Origin of the sequence: Succinivibrio sp. (assembly GCF_045124615.1) — a bacterium.
Classification (GTDB): domain Bacteria; phylum Pseudomonadota; class Gammaproteobacteria; order Enterobacterales; family Succinivibrionaceae; genus Succinivibrio; species Succinivibrio faecicola.
This window is the reverse complement of record NZ_JBGVMC010000403.1, coordinates 1-1,165: the sequence shown is the minus strand read 5'-3', so window position 1 is coordinate 1,165 and position 1,165 is coordinate 1. Positions and strand designations below refer to the sequence as shown.

The window sequence follows — 1,165 nt, the reverse complement described above, 5'->3', positions numbered from 1 at the left end:
CTCATCAAGATAGGCACTTGAGAATATGCAGCAGCTTTTTTCATTTGTACCTATATACTCATCAATAAGCGAGAATATTTCTTTTCTAGATAGAGGATCAACACCAACTGTAGGTTCATCAAGAACAAGAATTTCTGGCTTCGATGCAATGGCACACAAAAGAGCTATTTTCTGCTTCATTCCTCCAGAGAGATCGTCAAACTGTCTGTCCTTAAACTGCAGCAGATCGACCTTTTTTAAAAGAGAGTACAGATACTCAGTGCTGTCTTTTATATCAAGGCCTTTGAGTGCTGCAAATATCTTAAGATTATCAATAACAGACAGCTCTTTGTACAGACCAAGAGTCTGAGACATATAGCTTATTGATTCAATAAAGTGTCTGTCATTAGTATTTGGAGTCAAACCTCTAAGTTTGATGCTTCCCTTTGCAGGTTTTAAAACACCAGTTAAGAGTTTTAATAAAGTTGATTTTCCTGCTCCATCAGGACCTGTAAGACATATTTTCTTATAATGCTTTTCAATGCACAAAGAAAAATCCTTAAAGACGCAGATGTTTCCTCTGTCTTTTGTTTTATATGAAAAATTCAAATCTTTAATATCAATCAGCATGGGTGAACACTACTGTAACAGGCTGACCGAATTTGAGTATATCGTCTTTATCAGATGTTTCTACTCTGACTTCATATACAAGATCTGCTCTTAAATCCTGAGTCTGAACTGTTTTTGGGGTAAACATTGCTGTATCAGAAATATAGGTTACAACTCCTTCAACATCCTTATCTGAGCCGTTTTTTATGAAAGCTTTATTTCCTGTATGAATGAAAGGTAACTGCTCATATGTAGCATATACAGCAATTCTTTTTTTATCAGTTTTTACTATTTCAAATACGCTTTGAGATGGCGTTACATAGTCAGCTTCCTCTCTAAAGGATGTTCTTATAGAGCCTGTAAACGGAGCTTTTATCACACCCTGTTCAGAAATCTTATAATCAAGCATTTTTAACTCAGCAATACAGCCTTCATTTTCTGCCTTTGCCTGTGTTATTTCCTCTTCTCTAAAACCTGTTTTCATCTGAGAGAGTTTTGCTTTAGCCTCATCAAGCTGAGCCTTAATCATCTTTGTATTAAAAAGAGCATTATCCTTTTCCTGAACAGAAATACTCTT

2 protein-coding genes are annotated in these 1,165 nt (G+C 35.5%); both read right to left on the bottom strand.

What is annotated here, in order from left to right; all coding sequences use genetic code 11:
- Positions 1 to 609 (bottom strand): ABC transporter ATP-binding protein (locus ACJML3_RS10695; protein WP_406023105.1); only part of this gene is annotated, 609 nt, incomplete at its 3' end.
- A partial coding sequence (locus tag ACJML3_RS10690; protein ID WP_406023103.1) for an HlyD family efflux transporter periplasmic adaptor subunit occupies positions 599 to 1,165 on the bottom strand: 567 nt, incomplete at its 5' end. The genes ACJML3_RS10695 and ACJML3_RS10690, both read right to left, overlap by 11 nt.